This is a genomic window from Pueribacillus sp. YX66 (assembly GCF_041725775.1).
GTDB lineage: Bacteria > Bacillota > Bacilli > Bacillales > UBA6769 > Pueribacillus.
This window is the reverse complement of the sequence record NZ_JBEUEL010000010.1, coordinates 1-24,576: the sequence shown is the minus strand read 5'-3', so window position 1 is coordinate 24,576 and position 24,576 is coordinate 1. Positions and strand designations below refer to the sequence as shown.

Genomic DNA, 24,576 nt, shown 5'->3' with positions numbered 1-24,576 from the left:
AATTCTCACTTATAGCATACGAAGTGATTATGAACAGAAGATGAATAAACGATTACATTGTTTTCGGTAAGTGAATATTTACTGTTGTGCCTTCGTCAACAACACTCTTAATTTGTATACTGCCTCCATGTAATTTTACGATTGATTGTGCAATGGATAACCCTAAGCCTGTCCCCTCAACGGAGCTTGTTCTCGACTCATCAACACGGTAAAAGCGCTCGAAAGCTCGGTCAATTTCATGTTCCTTAAACCCTATACCTGTATCTTGAATTTCCACTTCGATCATGTCTCCTATTTCACGAACGGACAATTCAATCGTTCCATTTTCTTTATTATATTTAATTGCATTCGTTAAGACGTTCTCCCAGACGTTCGTAAGTAAAGACGGATCACCATTTATGAATACATTAGGCAATGAATAACTGAGCATAATTCCGCGTTCATTTAACATCCATTGGTAGCGATGCAATACTTCCTTCAACTGCTCCGAAACGTTAAAACACTTTTTGTTGACAAGTCCTTCGTTCTGATCAAGCGAAGCGAGCAACAGCAACTGTTTCGTTAAACGTGAAAGTCGATCAATTTCTGAGTACATCGTTGAAACATAATGTTGTTTTTCCTCACTTGCTAAATTATTTTTTTCAAGCAAGTTCACATACCCTTTTAAGTTTGCTAACGGAGATTGAATGTCATGCGTAATGTTTGAAATAAATTCTGTCTTCATTTCATCTAAGCTTTCTAAATGCTTCACCATTCGTGTAAAACTTGTCGCTAGTTCACCAATTTCATCGTTACGTTCAATGTCGAGTTGCACTACAAAATCCCCTTTCGACAATTTGTTTGTCGCTTTTGTTAATTTTGAAATCGGATGAACTAAAAACTTTGTCCCAACTAAAACGAGGGCAATGCTTAATAACATCGTTCCCGCAAGTAGCCACGCGAGTAATACATGAATTTCGTTAAAAAGTAATTTTATATCTGGGCGCAAAAAAAGTGCATATCGTTTACCGTTTGCCTCTACTGGAACACCGACTGTATTCGACAATTCATTCGCAAAAAAGCCCGTAACAAACGTTTCTTTTGGAAACTGTAACATTCCGTGATACACTTCACCATTTAGAACTTTTTGTTTCATTTCATTTCGTAACGACGTTTCCCGAAAAGGGGCCCCAAAATAGGTCTCATTCTCAAATGTATCGATGAGTAACAACTGATAACCTAACGACGCCACGTTGTTCAAATAGCGTTGAATATTGATTCCGTCATTTTCTTTTATGTATTCGGCAATTTCTAATGCAATTTTCGTATTTTTAGCGTCGTTTTGTGGCTTTAACTTATACTGGTAATACGTGTTAGAAAACAAAAATGCGAGCAACCCGCTAATGAGCATAATCGCAATAGTCGTCGCTACAAATTTAACATAGAGTGACTTCATAATTGTTCCTCCAAAGAGTAGCCTACTCCACGTATCGTTTTAATTTCGAAATCATCTGTTTTTCCAACAAACCGCTCCCGCAGCCGCTTAATATGAACGTCAACCGTACGTTCATCTCCTTCGTAATCGATTCCCCATACGTTTTCGATAATTTGCTCACGTGTTAGCACTTGTCCGTGATGTGATGCGAGAAAATGGAGTAACTCGAACTCTTTTAATGGCAGTAAGAGCGCCCCGTCATCAATTTCAACTTCATACCGTAACCGATTAATTTTTGTCGAACCGAACTCAATAATATCATCTAAGTGTTTGTCATAGCGCCGAAACAATGCTTGAATACGGAAAAGCAACTCTTTCGGCTCAAATGGCTTAACGATATAATCATCAGCACCTGAACGAAATCCTTTTCCCTTATCCGAAATTTGGTCTTTTGCAGTTAATAGAATGACAGGAATATCGTAATAACGACGGAGCTCTTCCGTCAGCTCAAACCCGTCCATCACAGGCATCATCACGTCAACAATTGCTAAATGACACGATTGCTTTTCCATTAACGCTAACGCTTCTTTACCGTGTGCAGCTACAAACGTAACAAAGCCTTCGTCCTTTAAATATGTACTTATGAAATTCCGAATGTTCTGATCATCATCAACGATTAAAATTTTTTTCATTTTTTTTCACCGTTTCACTGTATAATAATAGAAAACTGTCATTTGAATAAGGAGTTTCCTATGGACAATTCAACATTGCTAGCTTTTCTCACGACTGCAATAATTTTAACACTCATGCCTGGACCTGACATTTTATTTGTAACCGCCCAAAGCATCTCTCAGCATAGACGAGCAGGAATCATTACTGCACTCGGACTTTGCACAGGTCTTATCGTGCATATTTCAGCAGCTGCTTTTGGTGTTTCTGCAATCATTTATCAATCAACGACAGCCTTTATGATTATAAAACTCGCTGGGGCTATCTATTTACTATTTTTAGCATGGCAATCATTCCGTTCGCGTCATGAAACGTATGCAATCCAAAAGCAAAAACCGCTTGAACATTGGTCGCTTTACAAAAAGGGAATTATTATGAACGTTTTAAATCCGAAAGTGTCCCTCTTTTTTTTGGCATTATTGCCGCAGTTTGTCAACGAAGCGAGTGCGAATGTTTCCTTACAAATGATCTTTCTCGGGATTGTTTTTATCGTACAAGCGTTGCTCGTTTTTACAATCGTAAGCTTTTTAGCTGAAAAAATTGGTCACTTGCTTGCAAAGCATTCCACTCTTTCGAAAAAGCTGAACATCATTCAAAGTGTTCTCTTTACGCTAATCGCGATGCAAATTGCGTTTAGTGAACAGTCTTAGTTTAAGATTACAGAGGAGATAAAATGAGCAAACAGCCAATCGTTCCTTTTTCTATCAGCAAATGGGTGCATGTATTAAATAATCTGTCTATCATAGTTATTTTAAGTTCAATTGTGTTTGTCATTCGTATTTTTCCTACATTACCTGATACAATTCCGATTCATTACGCTCAAGGAGAAGCGGATAGATGGGGAAGTAAAGCAACGATTTTTCTTTTGCATGGGTTCGCATTACTAGTCTTTGTATCATTATATTTTCTTAGTAAAAAACCACATCTTTTTAATTATCCATTTACAATAACAGAAGAAAACGCACCTCGAATCTATTCTGTAGCTAATTTATTTATGACGATCCTTAACTTCGAATGTGTTCTCATTTTTACGTATCTATCAATTGATTTTGTTGGACAATATTCTGGCACATGGCTTCTCATCACAGTATTTGCTTTTCCACTCGTAACGATTTTTATCTTTATATTAGTATTAACCCGTCTAAAATAAAAAACAGCGGGCGCATAATCGCACGCTACTTTTATGATTTAAATTGTTTACGCGTTCATAAGTGTAAAATGGCATTAGGCATGTAACATCCATTGTGCCGGAAAACCCCATACTGTTTTCACCTGATTATCAATGGGCAACTCATAGTACCGAAGTGATGTTCCAAAAGCCTTCAACTTCAAGTGTTGTTCAAACGACATAATGAAGCATAAATGTCGAATGGAAACTTCTCTTGTAATCTTGTCGAAAAATAATTTAGTTAGGGCAAAGTCTTAGTCTGACGAAACGACATTCCGTAACGTCTTAACAAAAGAAGAACCTACCGCATTGAAAATCATATGTCGACGTGTATACTTAACCGTCTCGTATAACGAATCCATCATTTATACTATAAATAAAGCGCCTGCTACAACCGCAGCATACTGTTGTATGATTATTCTCAGTTAAGTGTGTTTAGCTGAATCTGATTTCCTGACGGATCTTCAGTACGGTAATTATTGCCATCTTGTTTAACCGAATATCCAAAATTTTGCAAGTTAACAATCGCTTCCTTCCTTGCTTCTTCGCTCGGATACAATATAGAAAAGGATTGTAGCCCAACTTGATTTTCACAAAACTTTGCTTCAGTTGCTCGATTCCATGTGTTCACCGCAATATGGTGATGATAACCGCCTGTCGACATAAACAAAGCCTGTGGATAAGAATAAACAACATCAAACCCAAGCCCATCGCAGTAAAACCGTTTAGCTTCGTCCAAATTTGTAACGTGGAGGTGAATATGGCCCATTATCGTGCCAACAGGCAATCCATTCCATGACCCTTTTGCTTCCTTGAGTAAACTCTCCACCTGAAGTGGGTCTGTTGACATACGAATCTTCCCAGACTCCGATTGCCAAACCAACGGCGGGCGATCGGCATAAACTTCAATGCCATTCCCATCTGGATCAGACAAATACAATGCTTCACTTACGATATGGTCCGAAGCACCAAGCTGCACTTTTTTTTCAATGATATGCTGTAAAAATGCTCCAAGATTAGCACGTGTCGGCAATAAAATTGCAAAGTGATATAAACCTGGCTGATGCGCAGCTTTCGGAAGTGGTTCATCTGGCTGTTCTAATATGACGAGAGGGGTTTCCCCATCAGCTGTCAAAATAGCTTTTCGGGCATTTTTCTCCATGATTTGAAATCCAATTATTTTTTCATAATAATCAAGCGAACGTTCAAGCTTTGATACGTTTAAACTGACGACATTTACAAATGTATTCGGTTGACGATGAAAGCTCATTTCTTTCCCTCCTCTTTTTCTAAATGAATATAGCTTTTTTCCTTCTGTCGTGTCAATTCATCTGTTTTTAATATAAATAAAACTGGACTCGTCATTGAGCCCAGTTAAACGATTATTTTCCTTTAAAAACAGGTTTACGCTTTTGTGCAAATGCAGCAACACCTTCCATGACATCTTCTGTTTGAAAACAAACTTTAATTGAGGCTAGTTCTTTTTTCAAAATCGCTGCAAGATCTTGTTCGTGACTAGCTACAAGTAACCGTTTTGAGAAGGTCATCGCAATCGGTGGTCCTTCAGCAATCTGTGTAGCAAAAGCCATCACCCGTTCCATAAACTCCTCTTCCGGATATACATCTGTAACAAGTCCTATCCTCTCCGCCTCTTCAGGATAAATGTCTCTTCCAGTTAAAATAAGCTCAGTCGCTCTCGTATGTCCGACAAGTTTTGGTAAAAAGTATGTCATTCCTGCATCAGGATTTAACCCTCTACGTATGTAGCCCGTCGTAACTTTCGTACGGTCTGACATGAAGCGAAAATCACATGCGAGTGTTAAAGCAAAACCAGCTCCAGCGGCAGTTCCGTTAATTGCAGCGATAAACGGTTTATCGTTATTCGCAATCCCTAGTGCAAGTCGTCCAACCCAACCTAAATCATCAACGAGCATGGAGCGGTCTTTTAATCCTGCGGGTCCTCTTTTTGCAACTTCAGTTAAATCAAGCCCAGATGAAAAACCTTTTCCCGCTCCAGTTAAAACAACAACTCTCACTTCGTCATCATGATTCGCTTCTTCTACAGCTTGTTCAAGCGCACTGCTTAATTCATCATTAAACGCATTCAGTCGCTCAGGACGATTTAACGTCAAAACCCTTACACCATTTTCGGTCTTAACTTGAAGAACACTCACATTAATTCCCCCTCGAAAATTTAATCGTTTACATTAATTCTCTCATAATTTCACAGATAAGTGTAACTATTTTTTCAAAAGGTACTTTTGTGCCTGTTTATATATAGATACGTTTGTTCGTTCTTGAATCGTATTTGATAAATCTTGAATGTCTTGAAAAGCGGTATCAAATTCTCCGTCTTCGTTTTTTATACGCAACCGGCTTTCATTAATCGAATACGTTTGTTCATTGAAGCATTGCGAAATAATCAATTGACGGTTGAAAGCAGACGATTCACTTTCTGTTATAACACTTTTAATCTGGTCAAGTTCTTCCCAAGGAAGTGCATCTAGGTGAAACGCATACTTTAAAACCCATTCATTCGCTTCCTTTTTTTCATAAGCGAGTGAACCTTTCTCACTTACGCGCCGAACAACTCGGAACATTCCGGCTGCACTTTCGACGGATTTACCGTTGATTTCGAGCGGTTGTCGAGTAATATTGCTGCCAAAGCCATTGTCTAGTATATAACGATTGCCATTAAGGTGAACGACGATAAGAACGTGCGTCCCTTCAGTCGCCCATCCATTATCAGTATAAACCGTTCCTTTTACAAGAGTCACATCGTAGCCTAACTCTTGTAAAAATAAATAGAGCAACGCATTTATTTCATAGCATAATCCTCCACGCTGTTGCTCTAAAATTTTGTCGATTAAAAATTGAGGTGTAATGCTATCAGTGCTTTTCTGCAGAACATCGATATTTTCAAACGGAAACGTATCCGCAAAATAACTTAAAATCTTTTCAAGCTCATCTGTATTTTTTATAAAAGGGCTTGTGCCAATTTGATTGCTTAATGAGGAAAAGTAAGTTTGTATGATGTCAATTCTCTCCTTTAATGCATTTTAAATTCTAAAAACAGATCATTATAATGACCGATCATTTCGAGACCAAGATTTTGATACACTTCAAGATGACTGCGTGTTTCTTCGTCTGGATAAAATCGTTCATCCTTCGTCACTTCGGGCTCCATAATATCTAATGCAGCAACATTTGGCGTTGAATACCCGACATAATCTGCATTTTGTGCAGAAACTTCTGGATCAAGCATGAAGTTAATAAATTTATGAGCCCCATCAACATTCATCGCTGTTTTTGGAATGACCATGTTATCAAACCATAAGTTTGAGCCTTCTTTCGGTATGGCGTAATCGAGATCTTCGTTTTCCCACATCATGTCTGCAACTTGACCAGACCATGTAATCGCAATCGTTGCTTCGTTATGAATCATAAGTTGCGTCACTTCATCACCGATAATTGCCTTTACATTCGGTGTTAACGTCTCAAGTTTTTCTTTCGCTTTCCTTAGCTCCTCCAAATCTGTTGAATTTAAAGAGTAACCTAAAGAATTTAAACTCATTCCGATCGTTTCACGAGCACTATCAACGAGTATAATCTGTTTCTTAAGTGAAGGATCCCATAAATCGTTCCAACTTTCAAATGTCTGTCCGTTTAATAACGTTGGATTATATGCGATGCCTAACGTACCCCAAAAGTAAGGAACGGAGTATTGACGGTATTTACTTGACGCTCGTTTGCAGGAACAGAATTAATCTTTTTTCCATTAAAATAAATTATACCTTTCGTTGGTTCGATAAAACCTGCAATTAAACGTAAAATCGTCGTTTTTCCACAACCGGAAGGACCGAGCAACGTATAAAATTTCCCATTTTCAATTTCAAAGCTCACATTGTTCAAAATTAGGCTATCTTGATTGTATTGTTTCGTCACATTTTTAAACTGAATGATTGGTTGTTCTGTCATGATAAACTCTCCTATAAATATGACTCTGTGGCAATAAGTAGCAGTTGTGATACACCATCATTATCGTTCACAATTTGATGCTCATCCAAAGCATGGAAATAAATCGATTCTCCTTTATTTGTGAAGTAATGACGCTTTCCAAGCCTAACCGCAACACGACCTTTCAATACGTATGCGTACGTTTCCGAAAGCGACGGCTCAAATGATTTAAACTCTCCAGCTTTTTGAAACGTCAGTAAAATTGGCTCCATTTCATTTTCATTTGACCCAGGGACAAGCCACTCAACTTCGTAGCCATTTTCTTCATCCATGAATGTCGTACGATCATCCATCGTATAAATCACTTTTTGTTCTTGAACTTCATCATCAAAAAAATCTTTTGGTTTAGATCCAAGCACTTCTAATATGGAAAATAACGTATCTATCGACGGTGAACTTAAATTACGCTCAAGCTGAGAAATATACCCTTTTGTCAAATCTGTACGCTCACCTAATTCTTCTTGAGTCAATCCTTTTTTAAGCCTCAAACGTTTAATCTTTTTTCCGATTTGCATTGAATACAGTCACCTTTACTCTCTTTTAAATGGTTGTTTACATTTACTTAACTTAATGTTTATTAATAATACAATTTATTATACAGATTTGTATTAAAATGACAATTACTTTTTTGTTTGTTCGAACATCCGTTTTACTCGTTAATCCGTCTTAAGACTGAGAGAAATTCATACGCTCGTTCGTTTGTTTGTAATGAAGTGCGGATTAAACTGAAAATGAAAGATTGAAAAGGAAGGTGGGGGAAGTGAGTCTATTTTATTTTTCAATTTATTTGCAAGTCATTTTGTTATTTTACTTTGAAATGATTACACTCGTAAATTTATATCCTTGGAATGATCTTTCTAACTATACGAAAAAAGAAAAATGGATGGAGGCGTTGATAAATGGATTCGTCATTTTCATGTCCCTTTGTTTATATCTCACGCACATAAAAATTTTAATGTTTATTGCTGTCGTTTGTTATTTTGTTTTTTTCATTATGCAGTTACTCGTTTGGTGGCTTCCTTACTTAACAGGCATTCACTTAAAACAATTTCCGAAAAACCTTTACGATTTGCACTTTCGTAAAACATTTAAAATACTGCCTCCAATAAAAGACAACATCATCCCAGACGCTCAGCACAATGTACTTCAATTGATAACAATGGCAACGTTACTCGTGAGTGCAATTTCACTATTTCATTAAAGACAAATCTAAAAGCACTTCCATTCTTTTTTATTATGTACAACTACTTAAAAGGAGCTAAAATGATGATTTGGTTTACAAATTGGGCTCTAAAAAACCGAGCCGCTGTTATTTTACTTATCGTATTATCGTTAGGATTAGGGGCATTTAGCTATTTCACACTTCCGAAAGAGTTTATGCCCGCAGCAGATAATCCGATGGTCACTGTCATTGTAATGGGAGAAGGTACGGACGCAAGTACAATTTCAGAGCAAGTGACAGAACCATTAGAACAAGCAGTTGGAGCAGTGAAAGGAAAAACCGATGTCTTTTCTTCCACAGCTGATGGTTTCACAACAATCGATATTGTGCTTGAATCAACCGTCGATATGAAAGAAGCAAAATCCGAAGTACAAGAAGCGGTAGATGCTGTTCCACTGCCCGAAGGCTATTCTCGTCCCATTGTTTCACAGCTTAATCTAGATATGATTCCATTATGGCAGCTCGGAATCTCGTTCCCAAATGGAATCACACGAGAAGCGATGGAAACGGTTGAACAAGACGTTGTTCCAAAGTTTCAAAGCTTATCTGGAATTGCAAACGTCTCTGTTTACGGTCAACAACAGACACAAGTAAAAATTACACTTGATCAAAACAAGCTAGAAAACTACCAAATTCCGCTCCAAGCATTAATTGGGTTGTTACAAGGGAAAAACTTAGCAGTTAGTATCAGTGAAGAAACGATTGACAATAAAGAAACAAACATTAACGTCGTTGGCCAAATGGAAGGAACGGAAGCACTTGAAAGGTTACGAATTGCGCCAAACCTCCGATTAAAAGACATTGCGACAATCGAAGTGTCTGACTCTAACGAAACATTCTTTACACGTGTCAACGGAAAAGAGGCCGTCGCATTACTGTTAATGAAAGAATCGAACGCAAACGCCGTTGCCATTGGAAATAAAGTTGAAGATATGATCAAATCGGTGAATAACGAATTTAATCCAATTCTCGAAATGTCTATGCTCGTCTCTTTTTCAGAGTTTATCACTCATTCTGTTGATAGTCTCATGCAAGCAGTATTGCTCGGCGCTCTTTTTGCAACGCTGATTATTTTCTTATTTTTGCGCCACATCCGTATGACGATGATTACGATTATAAGCATTCCGCTTTCACTCGGCATGACATTACTATTTTTATCTCTTTCGGGCGTTACATTGAACATTTTAACAATTGGCGCTGTTGCTGTAGCTGTTGGACGGTTAGTCGATGATAGTATTGTCGTCATCGAAAACATTTTCCGAAAAGCACAAAATGGCGATTTATCTAAAAATGTTATCGTTGATGCTACGAGAGAAGTCGCCACTGCGATTACATCTTCAACATTGACGACTGTTGCCGTCTTTTTGCCGATGGGGCTCGTGAAATCATTGCAAGAATTACTTTTACCATTTGCATTAACGATTACGTACGCGCTTTTATCCTCTTTGCTCGTCGCTTTAATCGTCGTACCGCTTATGAGTTCACGTTTACTAAAAAAAGGCAACTTACCGGCATATAACAAGCCGCATCATTATGTTCGCATCTTAAACTGGTGTTTAAATCATAAATGGGTGCCAATCTTGCTTTCGTTCGTTATTTTTATCGGTGCCATTAGCATATATGCCGTTATGCCAAAAGGATCGACTGATGCAACGGATAACGATATTTCTATCACGATGACGTACCCAGATGATGAACCATTTTCTAAAGTAAAAGAAGAAGTATTCGAGATGGAAACATTTTTACAAGACAAAACCGACATCAAAGAAGTAATTTTATTTCTCGGTTCAAACCCAGAAGATGCCCAATACAGCGAAGTGCAGTCACAAAATACAGCGCAATTTCATCTAGCAATGAAAAAAGGGGCAAATACCGAGAAGTTGATAAAGCAAATCGAAAAACAACAAGAAGAGTATCCTGAATCCGAATTTGATATCATCCAAATGTCACTTGTCTCGTTTAACAACTCTACGATTACGCTAGACATTGTTGGAGAAGAGTCAGAGCAACTTCTAAAAGTTTCTGAACTTGTCAGCAAAACTGTAGAAGAAATTGACGGGGTTAAGCGTGTGAAAAGCAACCAAAATAGTCTGAAATCGGTCTTTGACATCGTCATTGATCAAGACAAAGCGAACACAGAACAAGTGGCTAGCCAAGTGAACATGCTTTTGAATCCTTTTCCGATCGGTACGATTAAACTTGATGAAAAAGATACCGTCGTCATGCTCGATAGTGCACTTGAACCGACGACTGAAAAAGATTTACGAAACTTGTCGATTGTACTTGAAAATGATATTGTTCCACTTTCTTCCATAGCTAAAATTGAAAAAGCAGAAAAGCCAACGAGCATTTTACGAAAAAGTGGCAAAGAATACATTCGCTTAAGCATCGAAGTTGATTCAACGAATTTGTCTTCGATTGCACAAGAAGTTAACAATAAAACGAGTAAACTGAAGCTTCCTGATGGCTATTCAATTCAAGCAGGTGGCGCAGCAACAGCACAAGACGAACAATTTACAGAACTTTTTCAACTAATGCTCATTTCCATCGGGCTCGTTTATCTCATCATGGTGCTAACGTTTAAAACTTTGCGTGCCCCACTCGTCATCTTGTTTACATTACCGTTAGCTGTTATCGGCTCAGTTTTAGGCTTAGTCGTTTCCAAAATTCCTGTCGATATCGGTTCAATGATCGGAGCATTGCTATTAATCGGTATCGTCGTGACCAATGCGATTGTCCTTCTTGACCGCGTCCGACAAAACGAAGAAACGATGACAATTCGTGACGCATTGCTTGAAGCCAGTGCAACACGACTTCGCCCAATTATTATGACCGCTCTTGCAACCATTTTCGCCATGATCCCACTCTTATTCGGAAAAGAGGAAATGGGAAGTCTCGTATCAAAAGGACTTGCCGTCGTCGTTATCGGTGGCTTATCTGTGTCAACGCTTCTAACATTAGTCGTTATCCCTGTCGTTTATGAACTATTTCACTTCCGTAAAGCAAAAAAGCAGCAACTCGCAGAGTCAACAGAAACAACATCGCTATAAAGAAAAAGGATAGTGAGCGGGAAAAATCCGCTTCACTATCCTTTTTTTGATTATGAATGATTCATTAAAAAATACGGAGCTGATAGTCGAGCAATTGATGCAACCCGTGTTTTTCGAGATGCTGGAAGCGTTAATTCCAAAATGGCGAGAGGGTTAAGGTAAGCTACCGTCATGATTATCGTTATAGTTTACGAGAATTGGTACAAGAGTATCTTCCAGAGATACCAGATTACGATTAGAAGCAAGTCAAAATGGATTGCCCATCCTCTATAACATGACTGGTAAAGTTATTTCCAAACAAAAGTTCAACTTAATCATCATAATATCTGATTCATAGGACAATTGATTACCGAATTTATATTTTTTAAAATAAAAGGAACAGCAATAATTATCATTATAATTAAGATTGCGTATCACTAGCGTTGCACAAATTAAAAACAGTAATTCAAAATACTAAAAATATTCAATATTTAACGGTTTAGGCAACAAAAAATCCATTACAATGGAGATGCCAGGTGGTTCCTGTCCAAATCCAGAAGTAAAGGATAGCCGTATGGACAAGAATACACTACTTTCATCATTTGGTAAACGGGTTTCCCCCATAAATATTACATCGGGACGACTCAAAAGCGGGCAGAAAACCTGTTTCGCCTCATTGAAGTAGCGGATACCAAAGGAAATATCCTTCGATTACCCACGAACCGATTTGATTTGGATGCAGAAGAAATCGGTGAAATCTAAAGGAACCTCAAACAAATCAAACGACAGGTGTAGATGTTTTGCTATCCTTTCAGATGGTCGCTTTGAGCCAACGACTAATTCGAAGCAGTGTTTTCTTGCTTTTTGTCTCCAACTGGATGAGTACATGCAAGCAGTAAGTAATGAGCGCTAAGTAAATTTGATTTTGTATCGCTGTTTCACTCATCCCATAAAAATGTTTGATTTCTACATGTTGTTTCAGCCATTTGAAGAATAGCTGTATAGTCCAACGTAAAGAACTTCATGAAATGACCATCTTCCTGTCAGTTCAATCTTGTGCCTTAACGTCAAAATAAAAATGATAATGTGTTGCGCATCCGGGATTAAATTCAGCTGTACAATAAGGACAACGTTCAGCGTTCATATATTCATGAATCGTTAGTTCACACTTACAAGCCCCACACAAGATTGCATGCTCATCAAATTCTGCTCGCCCCCACACTGCAATCGGATGATCTTCAAATTCGTCATGACATTTGTAGCACGGATAATATTTATCGCAGCAGCGAAATTTAAGCGAAATGATATCTCGAGTCGAATGGTAATGTATACATCTCGATTCATTGTCGATAACTTGACCGTAAACCTTCAATGTTTTCATATCATTTTCTCTCCAACCACTCATTCTTTTATTCAGATCATATACAAAAGTATAGAATCGCATTTATAGTACATAACTAAATATGCTATGTCCAGTAGTGACATCTCGCTAGTCTGTCTTTAACGTTGTCGGAAATCATGTATATTTAGCAATTTTTGATTAAAAATATTCCTTTTGGGCAAATATTAATAAAAGATATTTTTAATTTCCATATTCTGAAACGTTACAAAGGAGTGAATATAACAATGGGATTCATCTGGTCATTAATTGTCGGTGGAATTATCGGCTGGTTAGCTGGTCTTATTCTCGGCCGTGACATTCCCGGAGGCATTATCGGAAATATTATTGCAGGGTTTATTGGAGCATGGTTAGGTTCTGCGATTTTAGGCCGATGGGGTCCAGAAATCGGCGGCTTTTATATTGTTCCAGCATTGATTGGAGCAATTGTCCTCGTACTCCTCGCGGGTCTCATTATGAGAGCGATGGGTCGCAACAAAAATCAATCTCAATAGCAAAAAGGGATGTCCTCGTGTGCAGGACATCCCTTACTTATTATTCATTCGCGTCCGTGTTGACTTGACTCGCACGCCACTCTGATAACAATTGCTCTAGCTTTTGCAGTGCTTGACCTGCTTCAACGAAGTTGCCTGCTCGATTTGCTTCTTGGTATTGGTTGAACATACGGTCAATTTCCTCAAGTAACTGTTGCGGCGCTTTCACTTTGTTTTCTTGTGCAGGTGATGCACCTTCACCTTCTTGAACATTCGCTTCTTCCGGTGGCACCCGATCTTCGATTAACGCAAATAGGCGTTCTAACGCTTGGTCCAACGTTGGTTCCATTACAATGTAATCTTGGTATGAAACGATAATTCTTTTCACTTCTGGAAGAGCCGTTTCGTTATTAGATTCAATGTACATCGGTTCGACGTATAATAACGTATCTTCAATCGGAATGACGAGTAAATTACCGCGAATCACTTTTGAGCCGCCTTGTGACCAAAGGTTTAATTCTTGCGAAATTGCGGCATCTTGGTTAATTCGATTTTCTATTTGTTGAGGACCGTAAATATTACGTTGTCTTGAAAACGTATAAACGAACATTTCACCGTAATGTTCACCGTCATTTCGAACACCCATCCACGCCGACATATTTTGCCTTTTATTCGGTGAATATGGGGTCATTAAAATAAATTCTTCCTTATCCGCATCATCCAACTTCATCGTGACGTAATAAGGTTCCATTTGAATGTCTTCTCCATAGTATTTCTCAGTTGGAATTTGCCAATAATCTTCACGATTATAAAACAGTTCAATATTCGTCATATGATAAGCACGATACATTTCCGATTGTATATTAAAAAGTTCTACCGGATAGCGGAAATGCGTCCGAATATCTTTCGGTACATCTGTCGTGAACAATTTCGGGAACATCTTCGCATACGTCTGTGCAAGCGGCTCATCTTCCTCAATTAAATAAAAGTTGACTTCGCCTGAATAGGCATCGACAGTTACTTTAATTGGATTTCGAATGTAATTATATCGGTTTCCATCTGAATCAGAATGTGGATAACGACTCGTTCTCGTATATGCATCCATCATCCAGACGAGTGTCCCGTCATCACGAACGACGAGGTATGGATCCGAATCAAATTGCAAAAATGGAGCAATTCGTGTCACCCGATCAAAAATGTTTCTCGTTTGCAACAGTTGACTTTCACTTGTTAACTGTCTTGAAATCATATAGCGAAATGATTTTTCATCAATTGCAAATAAAAAGCGATTTAATCCAGTTAACGGAATACCACTTTTTTCTTCAAAACGATGTGTCGCAGACTCATCTTGATCTGGGAAGTCAAACTCATCTACGCTTGTATTCACAATAACAGAATGATAATCATTTTCCCCAAAGTAAATTTGTGGACGCGTCACTTCGATACTTCCATCTGGCGGCAAGTCTTTGACGATATACTCCGGTTGTCCTTCAGACGTAATCTCGTTCACATTACTTACTGCAATTCCATAACCATGTGTGTAGCGTAAATGTTTATTCACCCAAGTTTGCGCCCGATCAGGCAAGTTTTCTTGCGTTAATTCACGAGCAGAGATAAACACTTGCTGATATTCTCCATCGATTTCATACCGATCAATATCAACATCTTTGAAATTGTAATACGGTCGAAACGTTTGCAACTGATTATACACTTCATTCAATGGCCGTGTATCGTTAATCCGGATATTATCAACGGTTTCGCGATTTTGTTCAACCATTTTTTCCGTCAGTGAATCGTTTACTTGTCGATCTTCAATTTTCACATCATCTAGCGCATACGCTTTTCTCGTCATATTAATATTGTTTTCAAGGAACGGCTCTTCTTTTGCAAGTTCATTCGGAGATACGATAAAACTTTGCACAATAGCAGAAGCGGCAACTCCAATTACAAATGTTCCGACAAAAAGTGGAATGACCAGCTTAACGAAAAAAGGCTTTCTTTGGATCGTGGCTAATGTAAGTAAGACTGTTGAAAGGAGTGTCACCCCAACCATCACATAATCAAATGGAATGTTGATAAGCTTATCTGTAAAGCTAACCCCTTCAACAACAGACTTTTGGAAAAAGTTCACATTACTCGTTAACGCTTTTTCATAAGGTGCTAGAAAAAACTTCCCCGCCAGAACGACTCCAAATAAAACGGTACTTACAATAAAATGGCGTTGAGCTCGACGCGAATGTTTAATAAATTCATGAATCGAATAAGCGATCAGCTTAGCTACAATATTGGCACCAAAAATAACGAGTAAAACGCCAATTATAAAATTCCATAGTGGCAACGTATATATAAAAAACGATAAATCTTTCCCAAAATATGGGTCCTCAATTCCGAACGGTACTTGGTGAATGAATCCAAGTACACGCTCCCAACCAACTCCTTGAACAATAGTTCCGCCAAGCAAACCAATCAAAAAAGCAATAAGTACATTTAGCAACGTAAACCATTTGCGATTCAATATAACAGAAGGCAATCTGTCATTCGGGTAATCTTTTATAAAGACGTTGCGGATATTAAAAAACAAAACTAGCGTACTGACAAAAAATAAAAGAAAACCTATAATCCAAAGACTAATTTGCGTAACGAACATCGTCACAAAAACAGATCCATACCCAAGGTGATCTGTCCAAATGTAATCCGTTAAAATGTTAATAGCAATACTGCCAATTATGAGAACAGCAAGTAAAATCCCTGCTAATTTTCCAAGCGATATTAATTTCCGTGGCGGTCTTGGAAATTGAATTGTATTTCCTGTTTCCCCATCAAATTTCACGAAAAAAACCCCTCTCTAACTTTACACAACATCAATTTGAAAGTGCGTGTATTTTTTCAGGGTTGGCAACTTTATCTTCCACTATATGCACTTCACACGTTTTATTATTTTTTATAAATTTAAAAATCCCATTGTTAAAATCTGTTCCAATTTCTTTATAAAAAATGCCCGTATACGCAGTGTCTTTTGAAAGCGTAAAGCTAACGCGGTAGCTGTCACCATCCTTCACTAAATAGGCACGAACCCCTCTTTCAAAGTGTGTATCTTCTTTTCCTTTAATCGAACGATCAATAGAGACAATATGCAGATCAACAAATGTCATTTCTCTTAATAGAACGTTAATAAACGATCCTTTCGTTATCTCTTCCCATCTGCTCTGAGCTGTTTGACCAATGATTATTTGGGTAATGTTATATTTGTGTGCGACATCCGCAATCACTTTTTCAATCGGACGCCTTTCATTATCATAAAGCAGAAATGCATCGACATCACATTGTTCAGCGAGTTCCTTCCAGCGTTCAATATACCCTGAACGTTCAGCATCAAATTCATCGTACGGAAGAGGATCAACTGTTAAAATGTATAAAGGGCAATCAAGCATGCTCGCCATTTTATGACCCCGTTTTATTAACCGTTCGCCGTTTGGACCATAATAAACACAGACAAGAATACTTTCATCCATGCGCGTTCTCATTTTTTTCATAGCGCAATTTCACCCTTTCAACATTTTTTGAGCCGCCCAAATGCAGTCCAATTTAATATAGTGTATAATTTATGATGAAATTTACGGAAATTCTTGGATTCTTTTCTTTACATATAGAGTGATAGGCTCATTAAATACTTACTTTATTGGCTACTAATTATCTCGCTTGTCAGCATTTGAGTCAAGTTTTATGGAGGTTCCTTGTGTTAATTACAATTATCATACCATTTTTAGCGGCATTAATTATACCGATTTTACATAAACGCTTATTTCACCAAATTCATATTGGCTGGTTTATTCTTTTCATACCGATCCTTGCATTTATTATGCTTGCTCGCTACATCCCTAACGTTGCAAATGGTAGCAATTTTATTCAAACAATTGAATGGATCCCTACATATAGTATCACGATTACAACATATCTTGACGGTCTTAGCTTGTTATTTGGCTTACTCATAACAGGTATTGGTAGCTTAGTCGTCTTATACTCAATTTTTTATTTGTCAAAACGAGAATCACTTACTCATTTTTACGTTTATTTGTTACTGTTTATGGGTGCGATGCTCGGTCTCGTCTTTTCAGATAACATTATCGTCCTCTACTTATTTTGGGAATTAACGAGCATTTCTTCATTTTTACTCATCGCGTTTTGGTTTTACCGAACTAAATCACGGTACGGTGCACAAAAATCATTGCTTATCACAGTGACTGGCGGAATAGCGATGCTAGCAGGGTTTCTAAGCATTTACAATATGACAGGCACGTTCAGTCTTCGCGAAATTGCATCGACGATTCACTTATACACCGATCACGAGTTATTCATTCCGGCGTTACTGCTCATTCTGCTCGGTGCATTTACAAAATCAGTTCAGTTTCCATTCCATATTTGGCTTCCTGACGCGATGGAAGCCCCAACACCTGTTAGCGCGTATTTGCATTCAGCGACGATGGTTAAAGCAGGTCTCTATCTAATCGCCCGCTTTACTCCGATCTTTGGCATCGAACCGCTATGGTTTTGGATTGTAAGTATTGGCGGTCTCATTACGCTGTTTTGGGGCTCCTTTACAGCTGTACGCCAAACCGATTTAAAAGCACTTCTTGCTTATTCAACGATAAGCCAACTTGGACTTATTATGTCTTTAATCGGAATTGGCTCTGCAGTGTATGCCTTTAATTTTAATCCATCTTCACTTATTTTTACACAAGCAATGTTTGCTGCATTTTTCCACCTTATCAATCATTCAACATTTAAAGGCGCCCTATTTATGGTCATCGGTATTATTGACCATACGGTTGGTACGCGTGATGTTCGCAGACTAGGTGGATTAATGGCAATGATGCCCATTACGTTTACTATTGCATTAATCGGCAGCTTTTCAATGGCTGGTTTGCCGCCTTTTAACGGATTCTTAAGTAAAGAAATGTTTTTTACTGCAGTGTTATCTGTACATGAGCTTAACTTTTTCTCTCTTGATTTTGTTAGCACGTTATTCCCGATCATCGCTTGGATCGCAAGCGTCTTAACATTCGTTTATTGTATGATTATCGTATTCCAGACGTTCTTTGGCACCTATGAACCCGATGAATTTGATCGTCCTGCGGAAGAAGCATCATTTGGCATGATTATCGCACCAACGATCTTGTCAATTTTGATTGTGGGGATATTCTTTTTCCCAAATGTCATCAGTACATACATCCTGCATCCGATTATGACAAGCATTTACGAGCCTTTAGCGAGTACAATGAATTTAACGCCTCATATTTCCGCTTGGCATGGGTTAAATACAGAATTGCTTATGACAATAGGAATTGTCATCGTTGGAACGATCTTATACAAGTCGTTTCGCTATTGGAACGGCATCTATCAATTATTTCCTGAAAAATGGTCATTTGATGCGTTATACAACCGCATATTAGAACGAGGAGCAAAGCATGCTTACACAATCACAAGATCATACATGACTGGCTCAATACGTCATTACTTCTCGTACATTTTTTTGTTTTTCGTCATTACAGTCGGTGGCAGTTTAATTTTCACTCACGCTTTTTCATTTACAATATCTAATGACGCTCCGATTACAGTATACGAGTGGATTATGATCGTCGTCATGATCATAGCTGGAATTTCGATATTATTCGCAAAATCACGAGTAACTGCTATTTTATTAAACGGAGTACTCGGTTTCTCAATTTCAGGTCTTTTCGTTTTGTTCCGAGCACCTGATTTGGCCTTAACACAACTCGTCGTTGAATCTGTAACGACTGCTCTGTTTTTACTTTGTTTTTACTTTTTGCCTGAGTTTAAGCAAGAAACACCAAAGCGAAGCATTCGACTTTCAAATGCGCTCATTTCTGTTTCCGTTGGAATCGTCTTCATTCTCGTTGCACTTTCTGTAAACAGCAATCAAATGTTTGAATCGATCGCCCATTTTTTTGAAAATGCGTATGAACTTACTGGCTCACTTAATATTGTCAACACGATTTTAGGCGATTTCCGAGCGTTTGATACGATGTTAGAAGTCGTAGTCCTCTTTCTAGCTGGTATTGGAGTATTTACATTAATTAAGTTAAAGAAAGGAAGGGAGGAGCAGAACGTTGAGGATTAATGATGTCATTTTGCAAACCGTTGCAAAAGTTGTCGTTTTTATCATTTTGACACTCGGTGTCTACATCTTTCTAGCTGGGCATAACAATCCAGGCGGTGGATTCGTTGGTGGGCTCGTTCTTGCTTCCGCGCTCGTCCTTCTTTACCTCGCTTTTGACATTGAAACTGTGCATAAAGGGCTTCCATTTGATTTTAAATTGATTGCAGCGCTCGGCGCCTTAATTACCGTTGCAACTGGACTTGGCTCGCTGTTCTTTAGAGCCCCGTTTCTAACACAGACGGTCGCTTCTTTCGACTTGCCGATGATCGGTCAAGTCGGGATATCAACGGTAACGATTTTTGAAGCAGGTGTTGCGCTTGCCGTTGTTGGTGTTGTCATTACAATTATTTTAAGCATCAGTGAGGATATCTAAGTATATGGAAACGTTAATCATTATTTTAGCTGGAATTTTAGTGATGGTCGCAACGTACTTGTTGCTTACACGAAACATAATTCGCGTCATTATTGGGACTGCGATTCTTTCCCATGCTGTTCACTTGTTGTTAATGGTAATGGGACGACTTAAGGCTGGGGACGTGCCATTATTAAGTGAAGATGCAAAAAACTATACAGATGCATTACCGCAAGCACTCATTTTAACTGCGATTGTGATCAGCTTTGCTGTCACGGCCTTCATTCTTGTACTTGCTTATCGAACATATAAAGAATCAGGAACTGATGATTTAGAAAAGTTAAGAGGAGTCGACGATGAATAACATTATTTCACTACCGATGATCATCCCTCTGATTAGTGGCATCGTGCTCATCTTCCTCCGTCCCTATATTCGGACCCAAAGGTTGATAAGTTTATGTGCAATGTTACTAACAGCTTTCATTAGTCTTTACATATTGAATCTTATTCAACAGAACGGCATACTTCGGCTTGACTTCGGTGGTTGGGAACCTCCGTTCGGCATTATGTTCGTTGCTGATTCGTTTGCTATGCTACTCGTGCTTACGACGTGCGTTGTCACTGTCATATGTTTGCTTTATGCTTTCTTTTCAATCGGGAAAGCGCGTGAGCAAATGTATTTTTATCCGTTCGTGCTTTTTTTAATCGCTGGTGTAAACGGATCGTTTTTAACAGGGGACTTATTCAACTTATTCGTTTGCTTTGAAGTGATGCTCATCGCTTCATATGTTCTCATTTCACTTGGAGGAAAAAGAATTCAACTGCGAGAATCGTTTAAATACGTCGCAATAAACGTTGTTTCATCGTGGCTGTTTCTTGTCGCGATTGCATATTTGTACGGTACAGTTGGCACGTTGAATCTTGCGCATTTATCCGAACGGATTGCTGAAGTTGGACAAGGCCCCCTACTAACAACAATTAGTATCGTATTTTTAATCGTCTTTAGCTTAAAAGCAGGACTCGTCCTCTACTATTGGCTGCCAGGGTCTTATAGTGTCGCACCAACTGCGATCGCTGCTTTATTCGGGGCACTGCTAACAAAGGTTGGTATGTATGCTCTATTTCGCGTATTTACCTTGTTATTTTACCATGAACCTGAAATCACCCTTACGCTTATTGGCATCATGGCGGGGATTACGTTAATCGGTGGCAGTCTTGGAGCAATCGCTTATCAAAATATCCGCACGATTGTTTCCTATAACGTCATCATAACGGTCGGGTTTATTCTTGTTAGTCTCGCTACATCAACGACAATTGGATTTGAAGGAGCTACGTACTATTTCGTCCATGATATGGTTGTTAAAGCCCTTTTATTTTTACTAGCGGGAACGATGATCGCTTTAACAGGAACAGCTAAAATAGAAAGAATGAGTGGTTTAATACGAAATTATCCTTTACTAGGCTGGTTGTTTTTCATAACGATGTTAGCTCTCGTCGGAATACCTCCGTTTAGCGGGTTTATCGGAAAAGTGCTAATCGGACAAGGCGCGATTGAAGCCGGTTCTTACATTTTACTTACGCTCGGATTCATCTCAAGCTTATTCGTCCTCTATTCACTTTTACGGATTTTCTTAAATAGTTTTTGGGGAGAGACCATTATAAGTAAAGAAGATGAAATGCCATTAAAAAAAGGCTTGCTTGTACCTTCTGTCCTCCTCGCAATGTTATCTATAGGAATTGGGATCGCTCCAGAGTTACTCGCACCTTACGTTCAAGATGCTGCACATACGTTAGCGAACCCTGAAGTGTATATTGATGCTGTATTAACACGTGATTAAATTGATAGATAATAGACACTAGAAAAACCTTATCGAAAGACGAAGAACGCCATGGACGTGCAAGCAACGTCTGTATGACCTACATCCTGTCAGTTTTCAAACGTTTGATTAAATGGTTATTCAAAGAAGGGCCGAAAATCCGCAGCGCATCTCTTCGTTACGTCATGAAAAATCTTACTCATGTACCACATATATACATTACGTCGATTTTTCATTCCGTGCCTTGACCTGCGTCTGATTCATCCCCTTTTTGAAACACTTTAAGAGAGGTGAATGACCGTGCCAGCCCAATTTTTGCTCAATGTCTTTATTGCGATCTTATGGATGTTGCTCATTGATGAAGATGAAATACGTGTCAGTACGTTTTTAACTGGCTTTGTCATCGGAGCTTTTATCATTTTTTTCATGCACCGCTTTTTTGGTCAACAGTTTTATTTGCGCCGTTTTATTATGGCGGTAAAACTCGTTCTCATTTTTATCTCTGAAATCTTTCAGTCAAGTATTCTTGTACTTAAACAAATTTTAAGTCCGAAACTAAATTTGACCCCCGGGATTATAACATATAAAACTGAGCTAAAAAGTGATGGGGAAGTAACGACACTCGCCTTGCTTTTAACATTAACACCCGGCTCGGTCGTCATGGAAGTATCACCAGAAGGAGACGTTTTTTACATTCATGCAATTGATGTTGAAGATTCAAAAGAATTTTTATTTAACTCATTAAAACGATTTGAAAAAGCGATTATGGAGGTGACCCGCTAATGATTGAAACGATGCTCATCCTATCACTCGTTTTTTTTGCATTAGCGATAGCCGTTTCCGTTTACCGAATTATTCGTGGTCCATCACTACCAGACCGTGTCCTTGCAATGGATTTAATCGGGGTAAACCTCGTTTCAGGAATTGCGATTTTTTCGATTCTCCTTGGGACGAAAGCATTTTTCGATGTCATTCTCTTAATTGGAATTCTTGCATTTATTAGTACGATTGCTCTTTGTAAATTTATCGAGAGGGGGGTAATCATTGAATATAAACGAAATCGGTGAATTTTCAACTGCCCTTCTCATTTTAATCGGGGCTACGATGAGCATGGTCAGTGCTTTTGGAATGATTCGTTTCCCAGACGTATATACACGGGCGCATGCTGCTACAAAAAGCTCGACGTTAGCAGTCCTACTTACGTTAAGCGGTGTATTTCTCTTTTTTTTAGTAAGTGAATCATTCATTAGTGTTCGTCTCTTACTAGGGATTGTGTTTGTCTTTATTACTGCACCTGTATCGGGACATCTCGTTTGCCGTGCAGCCTATCGTTCCAACGTCAAACTTGCAAACGTCACGAAAGAAGATGAATTAAAAGACGTGCTTCATAACGAAGACACGCCAGATAGCAAGCCTTAGAGGCAAAGAAATGGACGTAGTTACGTTGTTTTAGTTAAATATCACAACTACGTCAATAGGCAAATGAACCTGCTCAAAAGTAAACGAAGTTCTTAACGTTTTAATAGGTCTTCAAGGAAACCTGACCTGCCAGTTTGGCTAAATATAAAATCAACTCCATAATGAGAAACAATTCCTGTCACGATCGCCCAAAAGAAAATACTCGCCGTCATCCATACAGCGATTTGTTTTCTCGTTCCACCAAATCCCATTGCTAAAATGACGCCGAGATGGCTTCCGATTAAAATGGGTGAAATAATTGCAAGCCCTGGTAAGCCATACCGCTTCCAAACTCGGGCCGCCCGTCGCTCCCTTTTTTTGGATTTTTCTGGATTTTTTTCTTTTCGCTTTTCAAACCAACCTATAATTTTATCCATTAATAATATGATAAGTAAAATAGTAAGCATATTACCAATAAACGCTAATATAGTGACTGGCACTGCATGTAAACCAGCAATTACACCAATCGGAATCACACCGACAATTTCAAAAAACGGAATAGCTGCAAGTAAAAAAACGATGAGATAGGCGATAAACAGTGTCATTCCAGTTCCTCCTTAGGCTTAAAGTGTTGTCTTTTTTCCTACTAATGACGTACTGATTGACACCCATCAGTAATCATACAATTTGCCCACAATTAAATGTAAAGGATATTGAACGTTTTGTTAAGGGGAATTTTCACGTTACTTTTTCTTTACTAATTAAGAAGGAGCGAATATGAGCATTAATTTGTAAAAAGTTAATTGGATGCTCAAATCTTTAAAGAGACACCTAATTTAATTGTAATTGAAAACTGAATAAAACCTAAAAATATGGTGTTAAAGTATAGAACGAAAATATCATCGAGCAATACACTCTCTTTCAAACACCAAATATTTATAAAAAAGATGACCTTTTCCAATCGCATAACGACATTTTAAATTCCATTGAAAGAACTACTTTCAATTGTTTCATTAACAAGGAATTTTTCCAATAATGAAGATCGTTCTTCAAAATATTCGGAGGCACTTCTCTCAACAAAATAACGATGTTCACATTATGTTTCTCGCAAAATTAACACTCATCAATACACGAAAAAACCTACCACCTGCAAGTAAGTACAGCCATGAAGAGTAAATTTATATCTCTTACTCTTTGATGATGGGAAAATCACTTATCCACAGTTGTTAATTTTTACCAGTTGGTCTCCCTCTTTTTTGAGTCGAAACGAACCGAATTTCTGTTTTTGACTTTTTAAATTGTGGATAACTCAAGTTTCCCTTTTTTTCTATCACATCCTTTGGTACAATAAAACCACTAGGTAAACCGAATTTGAATCGG

22 protein-coding genes and 3 pseudogenes are annotated in these 24,576 nt (G+C 38.3%); 12 read left to right on the top strand and 13 right to left on the bottom strand.

All coding sequences use genetic code 11. The features are described from left to right. Positions 1 to 52: 52 nt before the first annotated feature. Both ABU914_RS06365 and ABU914_RS06360 read right to left on the bottom strand, forming a co-directional pair. Positions 53 to 1,435 (bottom strand): sensor histidine kinase, encoded by a 1,383-nt coding sequence (locus ABU914_RS06365; RefSeq protein WP_379668895.1) that lies wholly within the window; start codon positions 1,433 to 1,435, stop codon positions 53 to 55. Next, positions 1,432 to 2,106 carry a response regulator transcription factor gene (locus tag ABU914_RS06360; RefSeq protein ID WP_379668894.1) on the bottom strand — a complete coding sequence of 225 codons (675 nt, stop codon included), beginning with the start codon at positions 2,104 to 2,106 and terminating at the stop codon, positions 1,432 to 1,434. Before ABU914_RS06360 ends, ABU914_RS06365 begins: the two co-directional genes overlap by 4 nt. A gap of 60 nt (positions 2,107 to 2,166) precedes the next feature. Between ABU914_RS06360 and ABU914_RS06355 the strand changes: the two genes are divergently transcribed. Both ABU914_RS06355 and ABU914_RS06350 read left to right on the top strand, forming a co-directional pair. Continuing rightward, positions 2,167 to 2,793 (top strand): LysE family translocator, encoded by a 627-nt coding sequence (locus ABU914_RS06355; protein WP_379668893.1) that lies wholly within the window; start codon positions 2,167 to 2,169, stop codon positions 2,791 to 2,793. 23 nt (positions 2,794 to 2,816) lie between these two features. Continuing rightward, positions 2,817 to 3,293 (top strand): DUF1648 domain-containing protein, encoded by a 477-nt coding sequence (locus ABU914_RS06350; protein WP_379668892.1) that lies wholly within the window; start codon positions 2,817 to 2,819, stop codon positions 3,291 to 3,293. Positions 3,294 to 3,732: 439 nt separating this feature from the next. Here ABU914_RS06350 and ABU914_RS06345 read toward each other — a convergent pair whose 3' ends face one another. The 6 genes and pseudogenes from ABU914_RS06345 to ABU914_RS06320 form a co-directional block, all read right to left on the bottom strand. Next, positions 3,733 to 4,581 (bottom strand): VOC family protein, encoded by an 849-nt coding sequence (locus ABU914_RS06345; protein WP_379668891.1) that lies wholly within the window; start codon positions 4,579 to 4,581, stop codon positions 3,733 to 3,735. A 112-nt stretch (positions 4,582 to 4,693) separates the two neighbouring features. After that, on the bottom strand, positions 4,694 to 5,485 hold the full coding sequence (locus tag ABU914_RS06340) for an enoyl-CoA hydratase/isomerase family protein (protein WP_379668890.1): 792 nt from the start codon (positions 5,483 to 5,485) through the stop codon (positions 4,694 to 4,696). Between the two features lie 66 nt (positions 5,486 to 5,551). Further along, positions 5,552 to 6,292 (bottom strand): arylamine N-acetyltransferase family protein, encoded by a 741-nt coding sequence (locus tag ABU914_RS06335; RefSeq protein ID WP_379668964.1) that lies wholly within the window; start codon positions 6,290 to 6,292, stop codon positions 5,552 to 5,554. A gap of 68 nt (positions 6,293 to 6,360) precedes the next feature. Continuing rightward, positions 6,361 to 7,038: pseudogene (locus ABU914_RS06330) on the bottom strand (ABC transporter substrate-binding protein); the annotation flags it as partial. Further along, a pseudogene (locus ABU914_RS06325) lies at positions 7,017 to 7,289 on the bottom strand (ATP-binding cassette domain-containing protein); the annotation flags it as partial. The pseudogenes ABU914_RS06325 and ABU914_RS06330, both read right to left, overlap by 22 nt. Positions 7,290 to 7,300: 11 nt before the next feature. Further along, the gene (locus tag ABU914_RS06320) at positions 7,301 to 7,843 is read right to left on the bottom strand and encodes a helix-turn-helix domain-containing protein (RefSeq protein WP_379668889.1); all 543 of its coding nucleotides are present in this window, start codon (positions 7,841 to 7,843) and stop codon (positions 7,301 to 7,303) included. Between the two features lie 245 nt (positions 7,844 to 8,088). Between ABU914_RS06320 and ABU914_RS06315 the strand changes: the two genes are divergently transcribed. Next, positions 8,089 to 8,529, top strand: a complete 441-nt coding sequence (locus ABU914_RS06315) for a hypothetical protein (protein WP_379668888.1) — start codon at positions 8,089 to 8,091, stop codon at positions 8,527 to 8,529. A gap of 65 nt (positions 8,530 to 8,594) precedes the next feature. Then, positions 8,595 to 11,600, top strand: a complete 3,006-nt coding sequence (locus ABU914_RS06310) for an efflux RND transporter permease subunit (protein WP_379668887.1) — start codon at positions 8,595 to 8,597, stop codon at positions 11,598 to 11,600. 790 nt (positions 11,601 to 12,390) lie between these two features. Here ABU914_RS06310 and ABU914_RS06305 read toward each other — a convergent pair. Further along, positions 12,391 to 12,591 (bottom strand): annotated as a pseudogene (locus ABU914_RS06305) (IS4 family transposase); the annotation flags it as partial. Between the two features lie 36 nt (positions 12,592 to 12,627). Then, positions 12,628 to 12,960 (bottom strand): CHY zinc finger protein, encoded by a 333-nt coding sequence (locus tag ABU914_RS06300; RefSeq protein ID WP_379668886.1) that lies wholly within the window; start codon positions 12,958 to 12,960, stop codon positions 12,628 to 12,630. Between the two features lie 245 nt (positions 12,961 to 13,205). Between ABU914_RS06300 and ABU914_RS06295 the strand changes: the two genes are divergently transcribed. Next, positions 13,206 to 13,472 (top strand): GlsB/YeaQ/YmgE family stress response membrane protein, encoded by a 267-nt coding sequence (locus tag ABU914_RS06295; RefSeq protein WP_379668885.1) that lies wholly within the window; start codon positions 13,206 to 13,208, stop codon positions 13,470 to 13,472. 40 nt (positions 13,473 to 13,512) lie between these two features. On the opposite strand, the gene ABU914_RS06290 is transcribed toward ABU914_RS06295, so the two are convergent. Next, positions 13,513 to 16,281 carry a UPF0182 family membrane protein gene (locus ABU914_RS06290; RefSeq protein WP_379668884.1) on the bottom strand — a complete coding sequence of 923 codons (2,769 nt, stop codon included), beginning with the start codon at positions 16,279 to 16,281 and terminating at the stop codon, positions 13,513 to 13,515. 31 nt (positions 16,282 to 16,312) lie between these two features. Beyond that, positions 16,313 to 16,984, bottom strand: a complete 672-nt coding sequence (locus tag ABU914_RS06285; protein WP_379668883.1) for an adenine nucleotide alpha hydrolase family protein — start codon at positions 16,982 to 16,984, stop codon at positions 16,313 to 16,315. 203 nt (positions 16,985 to 17,187) lie between these two features. Between ABU914_RS06285 and ABU914_RS06280 the strand changes: the two genes are divergently transcribed. The 7 genes from ABU914_RS06280 (at position 17,188) to ABU914_RS06250 (ending at position 23,217) form a co-directional block, all read left to right on the top strand. Further along, on the top strand, positions 17,188 to 19,590 hold the full coding sequence (locus ABU914_RS06280) for a Na+/H+ antiporter subunit A (RefSeq protein ID WP_379668882.1): 2,403 nt from the start codon (positions 17,188 to 17,190) through the stop codon (positions 19,588 to 19,590). Further along, complete coding sequence (locus ABU914_RS06275) at positions 19,580 to 20,002, top strand: Na(+)/H(+) antiporter subunit B (protein WP_379668881.1); 423 nt, start codon at positions 19,580 to 19,582, stop codon at positions 20,000 to 20,002. Before ABU914_RS06280 ends, ABU914_RS06275 begins: the two co-directional genes overlap by 11 nt. 4 nt (positions 20,003 to 20,006) lie before the next feature. Further along, entirely contained in the window at positions 20,007 to 20,345 is a 339-nt protein-coding gene (locus ABU914_RS06270) for a Na(+)/H(+) antiporter subunit C (RefSeq protein ID WP_379668880.1), read from the top strand. After that, complete coding sequence (locus tag ABU914_RS06265) at positions 20,338 to 21,819, top strand: Na+/H+ antiporter subunit D (RefSeq protein ID WP_379668879.1); 1,482 nt, start codon at positions 20,338 to 20,340, stop codon at positions 21,817 to 21,819. Before ABU914_RS06270 ends, ABU914_RS06265 begins: the two co-directional genes overlap by 8 nt. Positions 21,820 to 22,098: 279 nt before the next feature. Next, positions 22,099 to 22,581, top strand: coding sequence for a Na+/H+ antiporter subunit E (locus ABU914_RS06260; protein ID WP_379668878.1), 483 nt, complete (start codon positions 22,099 to 22,101; stop codon positions 22,579 to 22,581). After that, a complete protein-coding gene (locus ABU914_RS06255; RefSeq protein ID WP_379668877.1) occupies positions 22,581 to 22,865 on the top strand; it encodes a Na(+)/H(+) antiporter subunit F1 in 285 nt (94 codons plus the stop codon). The genes ABU914_RS06260 and ABU914_RS06255 overlap by 1 nt, the downstream gene beginning before the upstream one ends. After that, positions 22,843 to 23,217, top strand: a complete 375-nt coding sequence (locus tag ABU914_RS06250; protein ID WP_379668876.1) for a Na+/H+ antiporter subunit G — start codon at positions 22,843 to 22,845, stop codon at positions 23,215 to 23,217. Before ABU914_RS06255 ends, ABU914_RS06250 begins: the two co-directional genes overlap by 23 nt. Before the next feature lie 92 nt (positions 23,218 to 23,309). Here ABU914_RS06250 and ABU914_RS06245 read toward each other — a convergent pair whose 3' ends face one another. Continuing rightward, positions 23,310 to 23,801 (bottom strand): small multi-drug export protein, encoded by a 492-nt coding sequence (locus ABU914_RS06245; RefSeq protein WP_379668875.1) that lies wholly within the window; start codon positions 23,799 to 23,801, stop codon positions 23,310 to 23,312. Positions 23,802 to 24,576 lie beyond the last annotated feature (775 nt).

Bases quoted from the DNA above. Each gene is read 5' to 3' on its own strand.
- ABU914_RS06310 (WP_379668887.1), top strand. From the start codon at position 8,595: ATGATTTGGTTTACAAATTGGGCTCTAAAAAACCGAGCCGCTGTTATT.
- ABU914_RS06245 (WP_379668875.1), bottom strand. From the start codon at position 23,801: ATGACACTGTTTATCGCCTATCTCATCGTTTTTTTACTTGCAGCTATT.
- ABU914_RS06320 (WP_379668889.1), bottom strand. From the start codon at position 7,843: ATGCAAATCGGAAAAAAGATTAAACGTTTGAGGCTTAAAAAAGGATTG.
- ABU914_RS06270 (WP_379668880.1), top strand. From the start codon at position 20,007: ATGGAAACGTTAATCATTATTTTAGCTGGAATTTTAGTGATGGTCGCA.
- ABU914_RS06265 (WP_379668879.1), top strand. From the start codon at position 20,338: ATGAATAACATTATTTCACTACCGATGATCATCCCTCTGATTAGTGGC.
- ABU914_RS06355 (WP_379668893.1), top strand. From the start codon at position 2,167: ATGGACAATTCAACATTGCTAGCTTTTCTCACGACTGCAATAATTTTA.
- ABU914_RS06345 (WP_379668891.1), bottom strand. From the start codon at position 4,581: ATGAGCTTTCATCGTCAACCGAATACATTTGTAAATGTCGTCAGTTTA.
- ABU914_RS06365 (WP_379668895.1), bottom strand. From the start codon at position 1,435: ATGAAGTCACTCTATGTTAAATTTGTAGCGACGACTATTGCGATTATG.
- ABU914_RS06300 (WP_379668886.1), bottom strand. From the start codon at position 12,960: ATGAAAACATTGAAGGTTTACGGTCAAGTTATCGACAATGAATCGAGA.
- ABU914_RS06285 (WP_379668883.1), bottom strand. From the start codon at position 16,984: ATGAAAAAAATGAGAACGCGCATGGATGAAAGTATTCTTGTCTGTGTT.
- ABU914_RS06360 (WP_379668894.1), bottom strand. From the start codon at position 2,106: ATGAAAAAAATTTTAATCGTTGATGATGATCAGAACATTCGGAATTTC.
- ABU914_RS06295 (WP_379668885.1), top strand. From the start codon at position 13,206: ATGGGATTCATCTGGTCATTAATTGTCGGTGGAATTATCGGCTGGTTA.
- ABU914_RS06255 (WP_379668877.1), top strand. From the start codon at position 22,581: ATGATTGAAACGATGCTCATCCTATCACTCGTTTTTTTTGCATTAGCG.
- ABU914_RS06350 (WP_379668892.1), top strand. From the start codon at position 2,817: ATGAGCAAACAGCCAATCGTTCCTTTTTCTATCAGCAAATGGGTGCAT.